Origin of the sequence: Streptomyces katrae (genome assembly GCF_002028425.1) — a bacterium.
Lineage (GTDB): Bacteria > Actinomycetota > Actinomycetes > Streptomycetales > Streptomycetaceae > Streptomyces > Streptomyces katrae_A.
In genome coordinates, this window is the sequence record NZ_CP020042.1 from 3,159,372 (window position 1) to 3,176,681 (window position 17,310).

Below are 17,310 nucleotides of genomic sequence, written 5' to 3' on the forward strand. Positions count from 1 at the left end.
ACAGCCCGTCCTCCGGTCTCTCGTCCGGCCTCCCGTCCGGCCTGTCCTCCGGTCGCTCGTCGGGCGTCTCCTACGAGGTGCGGGCCCTCCCCGGGATCCCCGAGGTCCGGCCCGGCGACGACCTGGCCCGGCTGATCGCGGACGCGGCTCCCGGCCTGCGCGACGGAGATGTCCTGCTGGTCACCTCGAAGATCGTCTCGAAGGCGGAGGGGCGGATCGTACGGGCCGACTCCCGCGAGGAGGCCATAGACGCGGAGACCGTACGGGTCGTCGCGCGCCGGGGCACGCTGCGGATCGTCGAGAACCGGCAGGGGCTGGTCATGGCGGCGGCGGGCGTCGACGCCTCCAACACCGAACCCGGCACCGTGCTGCTGCTGCCCGAAGACCCCGACGCCTCGGCGGCGGCCATCCGTGACGGGCTTCGGACGCTGCTCGGCGCCGACGTGGGCGTGGTGGTCACCGACACCTTCGGCCGCCCCTGGCGCGCCGGGCTCACCGACGTCGCCATCGGCGCGGCCGGGGTACGGGTCCTGGACGACCTGCGCGGCGGCACCGACGCCCAGGGCAACCCGCTGAGCGCGACGATAGTGGCGACGGCGGACGAACTCGCCGCCGCCGGCGACCTGGTCAAGGGCAAGGCGGCCGGACTTCCGGTGGCCGTCGTCCGGGGACTGGGACACCTGGTGGGCGGCGCCTCCTCGGCCCGTGACCTGGTACGGGCCCCGGCCGACGACATGTTCCGGCTGGGCACGTCGGAGGCCGTACGGGAAGCCGTGACGCAGCGGCGTACCGTCCGCTCCTTCACCGACGAGCCGGTCGACCCGGGCGCGGTACGGCGCGCGGTCGCGGCGGCCCTGACGGCCCCGGCACCGCACCACACGACGCCGTGGCGGTTCGTGCTGCTGGAGTCGGCGGACGCACGGCGGGAGCTGCTGGACGCGATGCGGGACGCGTGGATCGCGGACCTGCGGCGCGACGGCAAGTCCGAGGAGTCCATCGCCAAGCGGGTCCGGCGCGGCGACGTGTTGCGCAACGCCCCCTTCCTGGTGGTGCCGTGCATGGTCATGGACGGCGCCCACGACTACGGGCACGCCCGGCGGGACGCGGCCGAGCGGGAGATGTTCGTCGTCGCGACGGGTGCGGGCGTCCAGAACTTCCTGGTCGCGCTGGCCGGGGAGCGGCTGGGATCGGCGTGGGTGTCCTCGACGATGTTCTGCCGGGACGTGGTGCGGAAGGTGCTGGGTCTGCCGGAGGACTGGGAGCCGATGGGCGCCGTCGCCGTGGGCCACCCGGCCGGGGCACCGCCGGAGCGGGGGGCGCGGGCGGTGGAGGACTTCGTCGAGGTCCGGTAGTCCGTTGCACGCCGTCCCGTCCCGTCCCGTTCCGCCCCGTCCCGTCTCAGAGGCGGCTGATGTCGTTCCGGTACATGCGGGGCGCGCGGCGGGGCGGGGTGTGGCCCGCCAGGAGGATCAGGCGGGCCGCGCGGTGGCGCTGGCCGGCGTACGGGGCGAGGAGCTCCAGCATCAGCGCGTCGTCGGCGTCACGGTTGCCCGTCAGGGCGTAGCCGATGATGCCGGGGAGGTGCAGGTCGCCCGTGGTGACGGCGTCCGGCGCGCCGTTGCTGCGCTGGAGGGTCTCGGCGGAGGTCCACGGACCGATGCCCGGGACGGCCTCCAGCCGGGCCGCCGCCTGCGGCAGCTCCATCGCGGCGGCCTCCTCCAGCCGGGCCGCCACCCGGGCGGCCCGCACGATGGTGTCGGAGCGCTTCAGGTCCACCCCGGCACGGTGCCAGTCCCAGGAGGGGATCAGCGCCCAGGACCGGGCCGAGGGCATCACGTAGAGCCCGCCGGGGCCGGGCGCGGGCTCGCCGTGCAGGCGCACCAGGCGGCGCCAGGAGCGGTAGGCCTCGTCGGAGGTGACCTTCTGCTCCAGGACGGTCGGGATCAGCGACTCCAGGACCAGTCCGGTGCGGGTGAGGCGCAGGCCGGGGCGGCGGCGGTGGCTGGCGTGCACGAGCCGGTGCCGGGGGACGAAGGCGCCGGGGTCGTCATCGGCCCCGAGCAGCGCGGGCAGCCCGTCCAGCACCCAGTCGGCCCCCGGCCCCCACGCCTCGGCGTCCACCCCGTCCGGGGTGGCGGCGACCCGGAGGGTGGCAGGGCCGGCCGGCGTCCGGGTGCCCCGCCAGACGGAGCCGTCGGGGGTGGTGCGGAAGGTCGGGTCACCGGGGCCGCGGCGGAGGGGGCCGAGGACGAGGCCCAGGTCGAGGGGCCCCCCGGGCTTCCAGAGACGGCGCGTCCCCCCACCGGCGGCCGCCCCGCGCCCGGCGGGCACGGGCGTCCGCCCGGCCCGCAGGTCGGTACGGGTCGGGGGATCGAATCGGCCGGCCATGCTTCGAGGGTAGCGGCGGGGGCTGACAGGGCGGGGCGGGGCAGCCGTCGCCCCGGAACGGACGGCTGCGGCGGGGGCGGGCGCGCCATCCCCCCTCGAGGGGTGGAGGCCGGGCGGCGCCTGCCCACCCGCCTCCCACGGGCGGTGCCGGCGGCCCGGCGGGGCCCGGCGGGGCCCGGCGGGGCCCGGCGGGGCGGAGGCGTCTGGCCGGGCGGCACCGGGGATGTCGGGACCTCACTCAGCGGTCTCAGAGAAGGGTTGGGGCTTTCCCGTCAGTCTCATCGTCCTTCCGCGTCGGGCCGGTCAGTCAAGAGCGCTCCTTCGTCGCGTCGCTACGCGATGTCGCTGCGCTCCACTCTTGACAGCCCGTCCCGCCACGGAAAAACGAAGACTGCCGGGAAACCCCCAAAGGAACGGGACGGACGTTCATTGGACATCCGGCGGACTCAGCGACCCTCCGGGGTCGTCGGGGGCCGCCTCGCCAAGCATCCGGGCCGACAGGATTGCCATCCGGGGCCGCGATCCGCGACAGATCGCTACGCGCTCCTCTCGTCTCGGCGTCCGGCGGCCGTCTGGGGCCGCTGCCCGCACCAAAAGACGACAGGATCGGCATGCGGGGCCGGTGGGCGCATCAAATCGCTACGCGCTCCTCCCGTCCCGGCGTCCGGCAGCCGTCTTGGGCTGATACCTGCACCAAATGACGAACGGACCGCCCTGCGGAGCACCCACGCGCAGTAGATCGCTACGCGCTGCCCAGATCCAGGCGTCCGACGACCGTCTGGGGCTGGTCTGAAAGGAGTCGGCGTCCGTCGTGGCTGCGGACATGGGGGTTATTGCCGTCCAGTGCGTCCAAGAGGCGGACGGCATAGACCTCGGACATCCGGTCTTCGACCTCCTCCCTCGTGAGCCACCGCACTGCCGTGCTTTCACCGGAGAGGCGTTCCGTGCCACCGGAGGGCTTGCAGCGGAAGACCAGGGCGATCACCCCGGCCGTCATGTTCTTGTACACGCCGGTGAGCTGGTCCACCTCGACGTGGATGCCGGTTTCCTCCAGCACCTCCCGCCGCACCCCAGCCTCCGGGGTCTCTACCAGCTCCAAGACCCCGCCGGGCAGCTCCCAGGTGCCGTTGTCGGCTCGGCGAATCGCCAATAGCCGGCCGTCATCGCGCACCACCACCCCGGCAACCGACACGGAGTGGCAGGGCGTTGAGCCGTTCGGCGAGGCGCTGGCGGTCATGCCTCCTTCTGTTCGCTCAGGCGCTGGGCCTTGAGGACCGTGCGGGTGTCGTCGGGACCGTGCACGGTTCGGACCCGCAGCTCCTCGTCCCGCGCTTCGAGTGATCCGTCCACGGTGGCGTAATAGGTGTCCTGGTACACCTCGACCCGGCCGTCGGCCCGTTCACCCAGCCGCCGCAGGATCTCTTGCGGTGCGTGAACGCGCGCCTTCAACTCCGCTTCGATCACTGGCCCTCCCCTCTCACACCGTGCGTTCCGCACCCACGGCGATAGCCTCGAACATGCGCTGAAACCCCCTGAACAACGCCGTGCGGGGTCCGCATCACCTTGTAGGTGGCGGACTCATGTCCTTCCCAGCCCGCGTCGAAAGCCCCGACGAACATGGTGGAATCAGCACGGATCAACCGCCATGTCGGCAGCATGCCGTACCTGTACACCTCGATATCGCAGATCTCGGCAAGCTCACGCAGTCTGGCCTCGGCCAGCCGCACACCACTGGCGAGCGATTCCGCCGACTCGCCGATCTCGGCGGCACGCAACGCGACGGCCGGCGCCTCCGGGTCCAGCAGCAGCACCCGCACACGCAGGCCACCGTCCTGCCGGACGAGGTGAGGGCGCAACATCGAGTCCTTCAAGCCGATGAGGCCGAGGCCGCGCACAGCAAGAACATCCAACTCCTTGCGGACCGAACCTGTTCTACGACCAGCCCCAGACCGCTCGCAGCGCGGAGACACGGCGTAGGGCTCCGGCTTCCCTCGGCTACCGGATCGGTTGGCGAGCCATCCGCTGACCCCCGTCACACCAACCCACGACGACCGCCGACGCCGAGATGACCGGAGCGCGTAGCGATCTGGGGCGCCCCCGGTCCCGCTTGCCACTCTGTTCGTCATTTGCTGCGGGTACCAGCCCCAGGCGGTCGTCGGACGCCGAAAATAGAGAAGCGCGTAGCGATCTGGGGCGCCCACCGGTCCCGGATGACGGTCCTGTCGGCCTTCAGTGCGGGCAGCGGCCCCAGGCGGCTGGTAGACGCTGAGACGGGAGGAGCGCGTAGCGATCTGTCGCGGAGAGCGGCCCCGATGCACTGCCTCGTCGGCCCGGATGCTTGGCGAGGCGGCCCCCGACGACCCCGAAGGGTCGCTGATCCCGCGTATGTCCATCGATGGACCGTGCCGTCCTTTTGGGGGTTTCCCGGCAGTCTTCGTTTTTCCGTGGCGGGACGCCCTGTCAAGGGTCGCCGCAGGCGATCGCGAAGCGACGCGACCGAAGGGAGCGCCCTTGACAGGGTGGCCCGACGCGGAAGGACGATGAGACTGACGGGAAAGCCCCAACCCTTCTCTGAGACCGCCGAGTGAGGTCCCGGCCATCCCCGGTTCCGGTCAGTTGTCCCGTCGCCGCCCGGCGGGATGCCGCCCCGCCCCACCCACCCGCACCCGGGAGGCGGGTGGGCAGGCGCCGTCCGGCCCCGCCCCTCGCGGGGGAGATAGCGGGCCCAGGCACTCGGGTGTGGCGGCCCCGGCAGGCGTGCCGCTACCGGCCCTGGAGCTTTGCCGACGCGGAGCGCGTCGGGGGGAGCTGGTTGTACAGGAGGCGGCCCGGGCATTCCGTGGCGAAGCCGTCGCGGTGGCCCGAGATGACGTTCAGCTTGACCTTGGTGCCCTTCTTGTACCGGTTCCCCCCGCCCGACGTCAGCGTGGTCTTGGCCCGGGGGTCCGCGCCGAACAGGCCGAGCTTCCATGCCGTGAGGCGGGCCACCGCGTCCACCGCCGCCTTCGGCGGGGCCGTGGAGGAGTAGGTGCCGATCACCGCGACGCCCATGCTGTCGGCGTTGAAGCCCATGGTGTGGGCGCCGAGGACCGCCTTGGTGACCCCGCCCGCCCGCCCCTCGTAGACCGTCCCGCACTTGTCGATGGCGAAGTTGTAGCCGAAGTCCCGCCAGCCCTCGCTGACCACGTGGTAGCGGTACAGGCTGCGCAGCACCGCCGGGGCGTCCTTGCAGGCGTAGTTGTTGCCGGAGGCGGTGTGGTGGACGAAGGCCGCCTTGACCCTGCTGGTGTAGACGAAGCCCGGTTCGCGCAGGGACTCGTCCGCGCCCCACCCCCGCCGGGTGACGATCCGCGGGCGGGGGCCGATGTAGGGGCGGGCGGCGGCGGTGAGTTCGCCGTCGCCGACGACGAGCGCGTCGGCGGTGGAGTCGGCCTTGTCGAGGGCGCTGATCTCCAGTGCGCCGAGCGGGGCGTGCGGGACGTTGGCGGAGGAGGATTCCGCCGCCTCCATGGTCATCTCGGGCACGGCGGGGACGTCGGGCTTGTCGTCGTCCGGGGGGACGGCGGGGGCCGACGACGGGGGCGCGCCGTTCTTGTCGTCCGGGGAGGCCTGCGGCTGCGCGGCCGAGCCCGGGTCGACGAGTTCGAGGCGCAGGCCCGACGGGAGGCGGGCGGGGCGGGCGGCCCCGCGGGTGGGGGTGGCGGCGGCGTCGTCCGCCTGGACGCGGACCTCCACTCCGTTCGACGGGCCGACCCACAGGGGGGCGGTGGCTCCGCGGAGGCGGCCGGTGCCGCGTTCGGCGGCGTCGGGGTCGGCGGCGTGTTCGCCGTTGTGGGTGTCGACGTCCTGCCAGTCGGACCAGGCGCCGGTGGCGACGGAGCGGGTGCGTACCTGGACCCGGCCGCCGAGTTCGGCGGCGGCGTCGTCCCAGACGACCCCGACGAGCGAGAACGTCTTGACGTCGCGCGGGGTCAGGCCCCGGGTCTCGGCCAGGTCCGGGGAGGCGCTCATGCCGGGGACGCCGGGGATCCGCGCGGTGGCGGAGGGTCCGAGGGGGGCGAGGGGCAGTGACTGGGTGGACCCCGGGGCGTCGGGGACCGCCTCGGCCCGGGCCGGAGTGGAGAGGGCGAGCGGCATCGCCAGTGCGGTGGCCGTCACGACACCGATCGAGGAAGCAAGGAATCCGCGCATGGAAGCGATGCTGGGCACAGCCACCACGAAGCGCCATCGGAGAACTGACGGCCCGTCCGGCGGCGCGCCGGGCGGGCCTCCCCTGGACGGGCGAGCGTCCGCCCCCGTACGGGGGAGGGGTCCGCGTACGCTGGGGCGGGTGAACGCCATTGACCGCACCCCTGCCGACCTGCTGCGATCCGCGCTCGCCGCCGATCCGGGCCGCCCTCTCGTCACCTTCTACGACGACGCCACGGGCGAGCGGGTCGAATTGTCCGTCGCCACCTTCGCCAATTGGGTGGCCAAGACCGCCAATCTGCTCCAGGGCGACCTGGGCGCCGAGCCGGGCGACCGGCTGGCGCTGCTGCTGCCCGCGCACTGGCAGAGCGCCGTGTGGCTGCTCGCCTGTGCCTCCGTCGGGGTGGTCGTGGAGATCGGCGGGGATCCCGCCGACGCCGACCTGGTGGTGAGCGGGCCCGACACGCTGGAGGAGGCCCGTGCCTGCTCCGGTGAGCGGGTCGCGCTGGCGCTGCGGCCGCTGGGCGGGCGGTTCCCGCAGCCGCCGGCCGGGTTCGCGGACTACGCGGTGGAGGTGCCGGGGCAGGGTGACCGGTTCGCACCGTTCGCCCCGGTGGACGCGGACGGGCCGGGGCTGGTGGTCGGCGGAGAGGAGCTGTCGTACGCGGCGCTGGTCGAGCGGGCCCGGGAGGACGCGGCGAAGCGCGGGCTGGGCGCGGGGGCCCGGGTGCTGTCGGGGCTGGGCTTCGACGGCTGGGAGGGGCTGTCGGCGGGTCTGTACGGGCCGCTGGCCGCGGGCGGCTCGGTGGTGCTGTGCCGCAACCTGGACCGGCTGGCGCCGGAGGCGCTGGCGCAGCGGGTGGAGAGCGAGCGGGTCACGCACACCGTGTGATCCGGCCCCGCGTGAACCGGCCCCGCGCGATCCGCCCTCCCTGGGATCCGGGGGCCGTGGGATCCGGGGGCCGTGGATCCGGGGGCCGTGGGATCCGCCCTCCATGGGACCCGGCGGCCGTGGATCCGGGGGCCGTGGGATCCGCCCTCCATGGGATCCGGCGGCCCCGAAAGGGCGGGCGGCGGCGATTTGTCACCCGCATGGGTCTAGACAGCCCCCCGCCCCCGGGCCGCCCGTCTCCCGTGGGGGGAGTATCGCTGCAGGCCGTGCTCACCCGTACGGCCCCTGGCCGGTGCGGCGGAGCCGTGGCCGGCGCGGCGAGGGGACGGTGCGCGAGTGAGGGACGGCGCGGGCATACCGGACGACGCTGGAACGGCCGCGGGCGCGGGCGCGGGAACGCCCCCGCGCGGCCGCCGGCGGCGCCGGCTGCTGCGCTGGATCGGGCTCGGCGCCGTCCTGCTGGTCCTCGCGGGGGCGGCGACGGGCTGGTGGCTGTACGCGAAGCTCGACGGGAACATCACGGAGGACACCTCCGCCACGGCCGAGCTGCGCCGCTACGAGCGCGAGCGGCCGGCGCACTTCGCGTCGGGGGCCCAGAACATCCTGCTGATCGGTTCGGACTCGCGCTCCGGGTCGGAGAACGCGGGCTACGGGCAGGACGGGGGCACGCAGCGTTCGGACACCACGATCCTGCTGCACCTGCCGGCCGACCGGCGCAGTGCGACGGCGGTGTCGATCCCGCGGGACCTGATGACGGAGGTGCCGGAGTGCCTGGGGACGGACGGCTCGCGCACCGGGGACCGGTTCGCGCAGTTCAACTGGGCCTTCCAGTGGGGCGGGGCCGCCTGCACGATCCGTACGGTCGAGAAGCTGACCGGGATCCGGATCGACCACCACATGGTGGTGGACTTCGGCGGGTTCAAGAAGATGGTCGACGCGGTCGGCGGTGTGGAGGTCTGCCTGAAGCGGCCGGTGGACGACACCGAGGCTCACCTGCGGCTGCCGGCGGGCCGGCAGGTGCTGGGCGGGGAGCAGGCGCTGGGGTTCGTCCGGGCCCGCTACAGCCTGGGCAACGGCAGTGACACCGAACGGATGGAGCGCCAGCAGCAGTTCCTCGGCTCGCTGTGGGAGAAGGTGAGCAGCAACGGGGTGCTGCTGAACCCGGCCAGGCTGTACCCGTTGCTGGACGCGGCGACCTCCTCGGTCACCACGGACCCGGGGCTGGCCTCGCTGCGGGGGCTGTATGAACTCGTACGGGGCGTACGGGGCATACCGGCCGACCAGGTCAAGTTCCTGACCGTGCCCCGTCGCCCCTACGCGGCCGACCCGAACCGGGACGAGCTGGTGGAGCCGGACGCGTCCCGGCTGTTCGAGCAGCTGCGGGCGGACCGGCCGGTGACGGTGACCGCGCCGGAGGCGTCGCCGAGCCCGGATCCGGAGCCGTCCGCGGCCGCGCGCGGTGATTCCGCGGAGGGCTCCGGCGAGGCCGCCGGTGACGGTTCGGGCGGGCCCTCGCCGACCGGAAGCGGAACCTCTTCGGCGCCCACACCCGCACCTACCTTCACTGGAACCACAGCAGGCACGGCCGACTGCCGGTAAAGCAATCCAAAAGCCGCCTGGCCAACCGCGCCGGATGAGCGCTTTGGTCCGTTATGGGGGGAGTGGATTTTGTCACCGGCATGGTTTGCGGCTGACCTGGCCGGATAAGGTGAGCGATCCGGTGCACCGGCTGTGAAGAGGCCGTGCACCAGCAGCCGGATCGTTGACCGCGCGCCTGGGGGGAGGCGCGTCGCGAAGCACCGACGGAGGATTCGAGCAACCGTGGATGCGCAAAGCCGTGGGCGGGCGGACGAGATCGACCCCGCTGACCAGTGGGTCCTCAATCCCCGCACTGGCAACTACGAACTGCAACTGGGCCGTTCCGCTGCGCAGCAGCGCCTGGTCTCCGCCCCCCGCAGAACCCGCAAATCCTCCGCGCCCACGGCTCCCGCGGCACCGGCCGCCCCCTCCCCCGCCGTCCCGGGGCCCCGCCGCGGCGAGGGCCCGCCCGGCGGGCGGCGCGGCGGCGGGCGCTCCCGCAAGGGGGGCGGCGCCCCCGACCGCCGCAAGCGGCTGCTCAAGGTCACCGGCGGCACCCTGGCGTTCCTGCTGGTCGGCGGCGGGGTCGGCTCCTACCTCTACTACGAGCACCTGAACGGCAACCTGAAGGTCATCGACACCGGCGGCGCGGGCGGCGGGTTCAAGAAGGACCAGCCGATCAACATCCTGGTCATCGGCACCGACAAGCGCAGCGGCAAGGGCAACGAGGGCTACGGGGACGCGGACAGCGTCGGCCACGCCGACACCACGATCCTCTTCCACGTCTCCAAGGACCGCAGCAACGCGACCGCGCTGTCCATCCCGCGCGACCTGATCACCGACATCCCGGCCTGCCCGACGAAGATCGACGGCGCGGTCAAGGAGATCCCCGGCACGCGGGCCACCCGCTTCAACAACAGCCTGGGCCAGGAGGGCCGCGACCCGGGCTGCACGATGCGCACGGTCAAACAGCTGACCGGCCTCGACGTCGACAACTTCATGATGGTCGACTTCAATGCGGTGAAGAGCCTGAGCACGGCCGTCGGCGGGGTGCCCGTCTGCGTGGCGAAGGACGTCAACGACCGCGATTCGAAGCTGAACCTGAAGGCGGGCGAGCACCGGCTGGAGGGCGAGCAGGCGCTGGCTTTCGTACGGACCCGGCACTCCTTCGGCAACGAGAGCGACCTGGACCGGATCAAGACCCAGCAGCAGTTCCTGGGTTCGATGATGCGCGAGATGAAGTCCAAGGAGACGCTGACCAGTCCGAAGAAGTTCTTCTCGCTGGCGGAGGCGGCGACGAAGTCGCTGACCGTGGACCAGGGGCTGGGCTCGATCGGCAAGCTCACCGCCCTCGCGGGCGAGTTGAAGGACATCAGCCCCAAGAACGTCACGTTCACGACGCTGCCGGTGGTCGACAACCCGAACGAGCCGGCGAACCGCAAGGCGACCGTGGTCGTGAACTCCGCGCAGGCGGACCCGCTCCTGCAGATGATCCGGGGGGACGTGTCCCTCACGGAGGTGGAGAAGAAGGAGCAGGCTGCCAAGAACGCGGCGGACGCCGACGCCAAGAGCAAGCAGGACGCGCTGCTCCAGGGCAACCGGGCCCCCGCCGGGGACGTCCGGGTGGACGTGTACAACGGCGGCGGCCCCCCGGGGGCGGCGTCCACCACCCTGACCTGGCTGCAGAACACCAAGGGCGTGTACAAGGCGGGCAACCACGGCAACGCCTCGGCGCGGCTGGCCGCCACGCAGCTGGAGTACGCCCCCAACCAGGCCGACCAGGCCAGGGCGCTGGCGGACATGATGGGCCTGCCCGCCTCCGCCCTGAAACCGGGTGCGGTGGACGCGGGGCCGAAGACCCCGATGAAGCTGACCCTGGGCTCCGACTTCAAGGAACCCGGCACACCGCTCGGCGCGGCGGCCCCGCAGCAGGCCCCGGAGGGGGTCCAGCGGGTCGAGGCGGACAAGGCGGTCTGCGCCAAGTGACCGGCCTCTCCGGAGGGCGCCGGGGGACGGCGCGGCGAAGCAGTACCGGGCGGCGATCGGGCCGCCCGCCGAAAGTCCACAGACCGCCGATGGGGCGGTAGCCGGCAGGACCGGCACAATACCGACCGGTAAAGATTCTTGAGGGGGGTACGCGTGATGCACAGCAGCGTGCGGGGGGAGGGGGCGCCCGACAAGGCCGCCGACGCCGACGGCATATCCGAAGGCGGCAAGAAGAAGGTGTCCGGCGCGGTGCCCCCACCCCGGGAGGGTTCGGGCGGCAGCGCCCAGCCCCCGGGCGGTGGCATCCCCGCCCGCCGGCGCCGCCGGCGGGTGCTGTTCTGGGTGGCGTCCGTCCTGGCGTTCCTGATCCTGGGAACCTCGGCGGCCGGGTACCTCTACTACAACCACCTCAACAACAACATCCGCAGCGGACAGCGCCTCAGCGGCGAGAGCAGCGTGGAGAAGACCCACGCCAACGCCAAGGGCCAGCGCCCGCTGAACATCCTGCTGATCGGCTCCGACAGCCGCAACAAGCCGGAGAACGTGGAACTCGGCGGCAGCCGCGACACCGTGGGCAACCCCCCGCTCGCGGACGTGCAGATGCTGCTGCACGTGTCGGCCGACCGCGAGAACGCCTCGGTCGTGAGCATCCCGCGCGACACCCGGGTCGACATACCCGAGTGCACGGACCCCAAGTCCGGCGAGAAGTTCAAGAAGACCAACGCGATGATCAACGAGTCGCTCGGCCGCGGCGGCCCCGGCTGCACCCTGGCCACCTGGGAGAAGCTGACCAACGTCTACATCGACCACTGGATGATGATCGACTTCTCCGGTGTCGTGAAGATGGCCGACGCGATCGGCGGCGTCCCGGTCTGCGTCAAGGACAACGTCTGGGACCGGCCGCTGCCCACCTCGAGCGGCGGCTCGGGCCTGAAGCTCCAGAAGGGCACGACCCGGGTCAAGGGCGAGCAGGCGCTCCAGTGGCTGCGCACCCGGCACGCGTTCAGCAGCGACCTGGGCCGGGCGCAGGCCCAGCACATGTACATGAACTCGATGATGCGCGAGCTCAAGAGCCAGAACGCCTTCACCGACGTCGGCCGGATCACGGACCTGGCGGAGGCGGGCACCAAGGCCCTGGAGGTCTCCGAGGAGATCGGCTCGGTCAAGAAGCTCTACAACCTGGCCATGCAGCTCAAGGACGTCCCGACCAACCGCATCACGATGACGACGATGCCGACGTTCCAGGACCCCCGGGACGAGGACCGGCTCATCGTGAACCAGCCGGACGCCGAGAAGCTGTGGACGATGCTCCGCAAGGACATCGCGTTCGACAAGAACGGAGCGCCGCAGGCCGCGCAGAGCCCGTCGGCCGCGCAGAGCCCGTCGGCCGCGCAGCCCTCTCCCGGTGCCCCTCAGCCCGCTCCGACCGGCTCGCAGCCCGCGGCGCCGGCCGGCCAGGTGCCCTCGAAGCTCCCGGGCACGGCCCCGGACAAGATCGCCGTGAACGTGGTCAACGGCACGGCCGCCGGCCAGCCGCTGGCACCCCACCGGGCGAACGCGATCGCGGACGTCCTGGTCTCCAAGGGCTTCACCGGGGCCCGGGCGGACAGCGCGCTGATCCCGGAGAAGACCACCGTGGTGCGCTACCCGACGCCGGACCTGGCGGACGAGGCGAAGAACGTGGCGGCCTCCCTGGGCATCCCGGAGACGGCGGTGCAGCAGTCGGCCGACGTCTCGAAGATCACCCTGATCGTGGGTGCGGACTGGCGCGAGGGCAACGCCTTCCCGGCGCAGACCCCGCCGCCGGCCGGGTCGATCCCGGACACCGCCGACGCGATCAACGGCTCGGACACCGGAGCCTGCATGGACGTCTACAAGCCGTACCGCTGGTGAGCCGGCGGCTCCACTGAACGCGAAGGGGTGACCCGGTCCCGTACGGACCGGGTCACCCCTTCGCGTGTGCCGCGGGTCGCGCCCCTCAGACCTCGGCCGGGTCGCGGCGCACCGACGGGCGGCGGCTGGCGATGACCTTCCGCGCGAGCGAGCGCGGGCTGGTGAGGAAGCCGTAGCCCCAGGACATGTGCATCGTCGCGAGGGCCACGGGGATCTGCGCCCGGGCCTTCAGCGGCAGCCCCCTGCCCGCGGGGACGGACCCGGCGGTGATCGCCGCGAGGTAGCCGGCCGGGACGGCGAACGCCCACGGGGTGACGGCGACGCCCGCGACCACCCCGGCCGCGATCGCGCAGACGGCGGTCGGCGGGGCCAGGTAGCGCAGGTTGATGGAGCCGGCGTGGTAGCGGGACACGACGTGCCGCCAGCGGCCGTAGTCCTTGTACTGCTTGGCCAGGGCCCGCACGGAGGGCCGGGGCCGGTACTGGACCTTCAGCTCGGGCGAGAACCAGATCAGCCCGCCGGCCTCGCGGATGCGGAAGTTCAGCTCCCAGTCCTGGGCGCGGATGAACTCCTCGTTGTAGCCGCCCTGCTGTTCGAGCGCCTCGCGGCGGAAGACGCCGAGGTAGACGGTGTCGGCGGGGCCGGGTTCGCCGCCGGTGTGGAAGGCCGCGTTGCCGACGCCGATCTTCGAGGTCATCGCGGCGGCGACGGCGTCCTCCCAGGCGTTCTCCCCCTCGGCGTGCATGATGCCGCCGACGTTCTGCGCACCGGTCTCCTCCAGGAGGCGGACGGCGGTGGCGATGTAGTCCGGGGAGAGCATGCCGTGGCCGTCGACGCGGACGACGATCGGGTGGCGCGAGGCCTTGATCGCGGCGTTGAGGGCGGCGGGGGTCCGTCCGGTGGGGTTGGGGACGGTGTGGACGCGGGGGTCTTCGCGTACGAGTTCGGCGGCGATCTCGTCGGTGCGGTCCGTGGACGGCCCGAGCGCGATCACCACCTCCATCTCTCCGGCGTACTCCTGTCCGAGGATGTGCCGGACGGAGTCACGCAGATGGCGCTCCTCGTTGAGCACCGGCATGATCACCGAGACTGCGGGCTGCTGGGCGGGCATGTCGTCCTTCACGGTCGGGTATCGGTGTCACGTTACCGCGTACGGGGGAAACGGGTGCGCGGCGGACGAGCGGTACGGACAGACGCTGATCGTATGGGCCTACTGTTCCGATGAATCTGCCCGACGTACCGGGAGGTGTCCCCCGTGCCCCAGCCGCACCGTCCCCACCGGCCCGCCGGGCCGGCCCAGCCGCAGCGCGCACGGAAGGGCGGCGGCCGCGGCGGGACGGCCCGCGGCCGGCGCGACCGGCCCCGCTGGGGCGTACGGATCGCGGCCGGGTTCTCCCTGGTGGTCCTGGGCTCCGGGGCCGTCGGGCACGCCGTGATGACGGGCCTGGACACCGGTATCGAACGGGTGGACCCCTTCAAGGACATGAAGAACCGCCCCCAGGCCGGGCACGGGATGAACTTCCTGCTGGTCGGCACCGACGGCCGCGACAAGATCACCCCGGAGGAGAAGCGCGAGTACCGCCTCGGCGGGGAGCCCTGCCACTGCACCGACACGATCATGCTGGTGCACCTCTCCGCCGACCAGCAGCGGGCCAGCGTGGTCAGCCTCCCCCGCGACAGCTACGCCGAACTCCCCGCCCACCCGGACCCGGACACCGGCGCGCCCCACCGCCCCCACCCGGTGAAGCTCAACGCCGCCTACGCCGAGGGCGGGCCGAACCTGACCGTGCGGACCGTCGAGAGCATGACCCGGGTCAAGATCGACCACTACCTGGAGGTCGACTTCACCAGCTTCATGCGGACCGTCGACGCGATGGGCGGGGTCGAGATCTGCACCGCCAAGGCCCTCCACGACCAGAACACCGGCCTGCACCTGCTGCCCGGCACCCACCGCCTCACCGGCGGCCAGGCCCTCCAGTACGTCCGCTCCCGCCATGTCGACGGGGCCGCCGACCTGGGCCGCATGCAGCGCCAGCAGCGGTTCGTCGCCGCCCTGATCAAACAGGCCACCGGCGGCGGGGTGCTGCTCAACCCGGTGAAGTTCAAGGAGGTCAGCTCCACCCTGCTGGGCTCGGTGCGCGCCGACAAGGACTTCGGCTCCGAGCAGATGCTGGCGCTGGGGCAGGCCATGCGCGGTTTCACCCCCTCCTCGTCCGAGTTCGCCTCCGTCCCGATCGGGGACGCCTCGTACCCGGTCAAGGGCATCGGCTCGACCGTGAAGTGGGACGAGTCCAAGGCCGCCCAGCTCTTCGAGTCCCTGCGCGAGGACCGCCCCCTGGCCCCGGCCCGCCCCGGGCACCCCGCCGCCCGTCCCGCGCCCGCCGCGACGCCGGCGGCCGTCCCGGTGGACGTGCCCCCGCAGCAGGTCCGGGTCCAGGTGGAGAACGGCACCCGCATCGACGGGCTCGGCGGCCGGGTGGACTCCGCCCTGCGCGCCACCGGCTTCGACACCACCGGCACCCCCGGCAGCGGCGCGGGCCGCGGCGTGCGGCGCACGGTGATCTCGTACGACCCGCGCTGGGACCGCTCCGCCCGCACGGTGGCGGCGGCGCTGCCCGGCAGCGAGCTGCGCGCGGTGGCCGGGCAGGGCCGGACGGTGCTGGTCATCGCCGGCTCCGACTACACCAAGGTCGTCCCGGTACGGCCCGAGGACCCCTACCAGGGCGAGTTCGGCGTGGTCACGGGCGACCAGGTGGTCTGCGGGAAGTAGCCGCCCGCGCCGGGGCCGCTACTTCACCCGCTCCAGCAGGGAGACGTGCAGGCCGCGCACCTCTGTCGTCGAAGCGACCCGGTAGTGGTCCTTCAGCGCCTTCTTCGGGGCCGCGGGGAGCTTGTTGTACGGGTCGTGGTGGCCGTCGTCGGTGTCCCGGGTGACCAGCCAGATCCGCTTCGTGTCGCCCAGGCAGCGCTCGGGCTGCCTGCACTCCACGGGGAACAGGTCGTCGGACGCCACCGCCGAGCGCTCGGCGAAGACGTCGCGCGGCCGGACCCGGTCGGGCAGGTAGTACCCGATCTGGTAGTCGATCATGAACACCCGTTCCGCCTTGCCGCGCGGGGTCACGAGGCCGTCGCCGGCCCGGTAGCCCTTGGCGATCACCCGTGCCGCCGCGATGCCGTCGGAGGTCTCCTTCGCCTGCTCGGTGCGCAGCTGGCGCTGGTCGGGGGCGCCGAGCAGGACCAGCGCCGCCAGCCCGGCCGCACCGGCCGCCCGGGGCCGCAGCGCGGCCAGCCCGGCGGCGGCGAGGACCGCCCAGGCGGGGACGGTGAACAGCACGTAGCGGTCGATGAAGTACGAGGAGCTGCCCTGCGAGGCCACGAAGCAGGCGGCGATCGGCGCGGCCCCCAGCAGCATCAGCTCGACGGCGGGACGCCGGCCCCGCGGCCACGCGAGCGGCAGCAGTGCCAGCGCGGCGACGGCCAGGCCCACCAGCGGGGAGGTGAACAGGTTGTCCCAGAGGCCGGCGACGTCCCGAAGGTGCGGGGTCTCGATCCAGCTGATCTGCCGGCCGACCTGCCGCCGCCCCAGCAGCAGCAGCGGAACCACCGGCAGCAGCCCCACCCCGGCCGCCCCCACGAAGGACAGCGCGCTGCGGGTACGCCGGCCGTCCCGCCACCGCAGGGCCACGATCATCGCGTGCGGCAGCAGGACCAGCAGCGACACCATGTGCAGCAGCCCCGACACCGCGACCAGCGCGGAGTACCCGGCCCAGCGCCCCGCCGACGGCCGCTCCAGCGCCCGCAGCAGCAGCCACGTCGCGGCGGTCACGGTGAGCACCACGAAGGCGTACGACCGGGCTTCGGTGCCGTACCGGGTCACGACGGGCAGCAGCGCGAACAGCAGCCCCGCGAACACGGCCGTCCGGCGGTCGAAAAGGGCCCGGGCGATCAGCACCACCAGGGCGGCGGAACCGGCCATGGCCAGCGCCGAGGGCAGCCGGAGCATGGCGGCGGAGTCCCCGAAGACGGAGACCCAGTAGTGCAGCATCAGGTAGTAGAGGCCGGAGACGGCGTCGACGTGCCCCAGCATCCCGAACAGCTCGCCGGTGCTGCGGGAGGCGGCGTTCCAGCTGGCCAGCTCGTCACGCCACAGCTGCGGGGTCCCGGCCCGGAAGGTGGTCACCGCCAGGGTCAGCAGTGCCGCCCACAGCCAGTCGGGCCCGGGCGGCCGCCGCCGGCCCGCACGGGCGGGGGCGGCGGGCGCGGGGGCGGTCTGCGTGGCAGTCGGCATCAGGAAATCTCCGCGGCAGAGCCGGTCGTGGGTGCACGGCCGTCCCTCGCGCGGGAGCCGGACGTCGACGTATCAGCATACGGGGGCTTCGGATAAG

The 17,310-nt window shown here is 73.0% G+C and carries 13 protein-coding genes; 6 read left to right on the top strand and 7 right to left on the bottom strand.

Annotated elements, in window-relative coordinates; all coding sequences use genetic code 11:
* Positions 1–41 precede the first annotated feature (41 nt).
* A complete protein-coding gene (locus B4U46_RS14200) occupies positions 42–1,352 on the top strand; it encodes a coenzyme F420-0:L-glutamate ligase (protein ID WP_079431752.1) in 1,311 nt (436 codons plus the stop codon).
* Between the two features lie 46 nt (positions 1,353–1,398).
* Here the strand turns inward: B4U46_RS14200 and B4U46_RS14205 are convergent, their stop codons facing one another.
* From B4U46_RS14205 to B4U46_RS14225, 5 genes are all read right to left on the bottom strand, one after another.
* Positions 1,399–2,388, bottom strand: coding sequence for a DNA-3-methyladenine glycosylase family protein (locus B4U46_RS14205; RefSeq protein WP_079427504.1), 990 nt, complete (start codon positions 2,386–2,388; stop codon positions 1,399–1,401).
* Positions 2,389–3,130: 742 nt separating this feature from the next.
* Complete coding sequence (locus tag B4U46_RS14210) at positions 3,131–3,625, bottom strand: NUDIX hydrolase (protein ID WP_079427506.1); 495 nt, start codon at positions 3,623–3,625, stop codon at positions 3,131–3,133.
* Entirely contained in the window at positions 3,622–3,852 is a 231-nt protein-coding gene (locus tag B4U46_RS14215; RefSeq protein WP_079427508.1) for a CYTH domain-containing protein, read from the bottom strand. The genes B4U46_RS14210 and B4U46_RS14215 overlap by 4 nt, the downstream gene beginning before the upstream one ends.
* Positions 3,849–4,283, bottom strand: a complete 435-nt coding sequence (locus tag B4U46_RS14220) for a hypothetical protein (protein WP_237292857.1) — start codon at positions 4,281–4,283, stop codon at positions 3,849–3,851. The genes B4U46_RS14215 and B4U46_RS14220 overlap by 4 nt, the downstream gene beginning before the upstream one ends.
* An 868-nt stretch (positions 4,284–5,151) precedes the next feature.
* Positions 5,152–6,579, bottom strand: a complete 1,428-nt coding sequence (locus tag B4U46_RS14225) for a peptidoglycan recognition protein (protein WP_079427510.1) — start codon at positions 6,577–6,579, stop codon at positions 5,152–5,154.
* A 139-nt stretch (positions 6,580–6,718) separates the two neighbouring features.
* Between B4U46_RS14225 and B4U46_RS14230 the strand changes: the two genes are divergently transcribed.
* The 4 genes from B4U46_RS14230 (at position 6,719) to B4U46_RS14245 (ending at position 12,925) form a co-directional block, all read left to right on the top strand.
* On the top strand, positions 6,719–7,468 hold the full coding sequence (locus B4U46_RS14230) for a TIGR03089 family protein (RefSeq protein ID WP_185117285.1): 750 nt from the start codon (positions 6,719–6,721) through the stop codon (positions 7,466–7,468).
* 336 nt (positions 7,469–7,804) lie between these two features.
* Complete coding sequence (locus B4U46_RS14235; RefSeq protein WP_079427512.1) at positions 7,805–9,067, top strand: LCP family protein; 1,263 nt, start codon at positions 7,805–7,807, stop codon at positions 9,065–9,067.
* 222 nt (positions 9,068–9,289) lie between these two features.
* Positions 9,290–11,032: an LCP family protein gene (locus tag B4U46_RS14240; protein ID WP_079427514.1), complete on the top strand. Its 1,743-nt coding sequence runs from the start codon at positions 9,290–9,292 to the stop codon at positions 11,030–11,032.
* Positions 11,033–11,188: 156 nt separating this feature from the next.
* Positions 11,189–12,925, top strand: coding sequence for an LCP family protein (locus tag B4U46_RS14245; protein WP_079427516.1), 1,737 nt, complete (start codon positions 11,189–11,191; stop codon positions 12,923–12,925).
* Between the two features lie 85 nt (positions 12,926–13,010).
* Here the strand turns inward: B4U46_RS14245 and B4U46_RS14250 are convergent, their stop codons facing one another.
* The gene (locus tag B4U46_RS14250; protein ID WP_079427518.1) at positions 13,011–14,036 is read right to left on the bottom strand and encodes a glycosyltransferase family 2 protein; all 1,026 of its coding nucleotides are present in this window, start codon (positions 14,034–14,036) and stop codon (positions 13,011–13,013) included.
* 144 nt (positions 14,037–14,180) lie between these two features.
* Between B4U46_RS14250 and B4U46_RS14255 the strand changes: the two genes are divergently transcribed.
* The gene (locus B4U46_RS14255) at positions 14,181–15,695 is read left to right on the top strand and encodes an LCP family protein (RefSeq protein WP_079427520.1); all 1,515 of its coding nucleotides are present in this window, start codon (positions 14,181–14,183) and stop codon (positions 15,693–15,695) included.
* Positions 15,696–15,713: 18 nt separating this feature from the next.
* Here the strand turns inward: B4U46_RS14255 and B4U46_RS14260 are convergent, their stop codons facing one another.
* Complete coding sequence (locus B4U46_RS14260) at positions 15,714–17,213, bottom strand: glycosyltransferase family 39 protein (RefSeq protein ID WP_079427522.1); 1,500 nt, start codon at positions 17,211–17,213, stop codon at positions 15,714–15,716.
* Between the last annotated feature and the right edge of the window lie 97 nt (positions 17,214–17,310).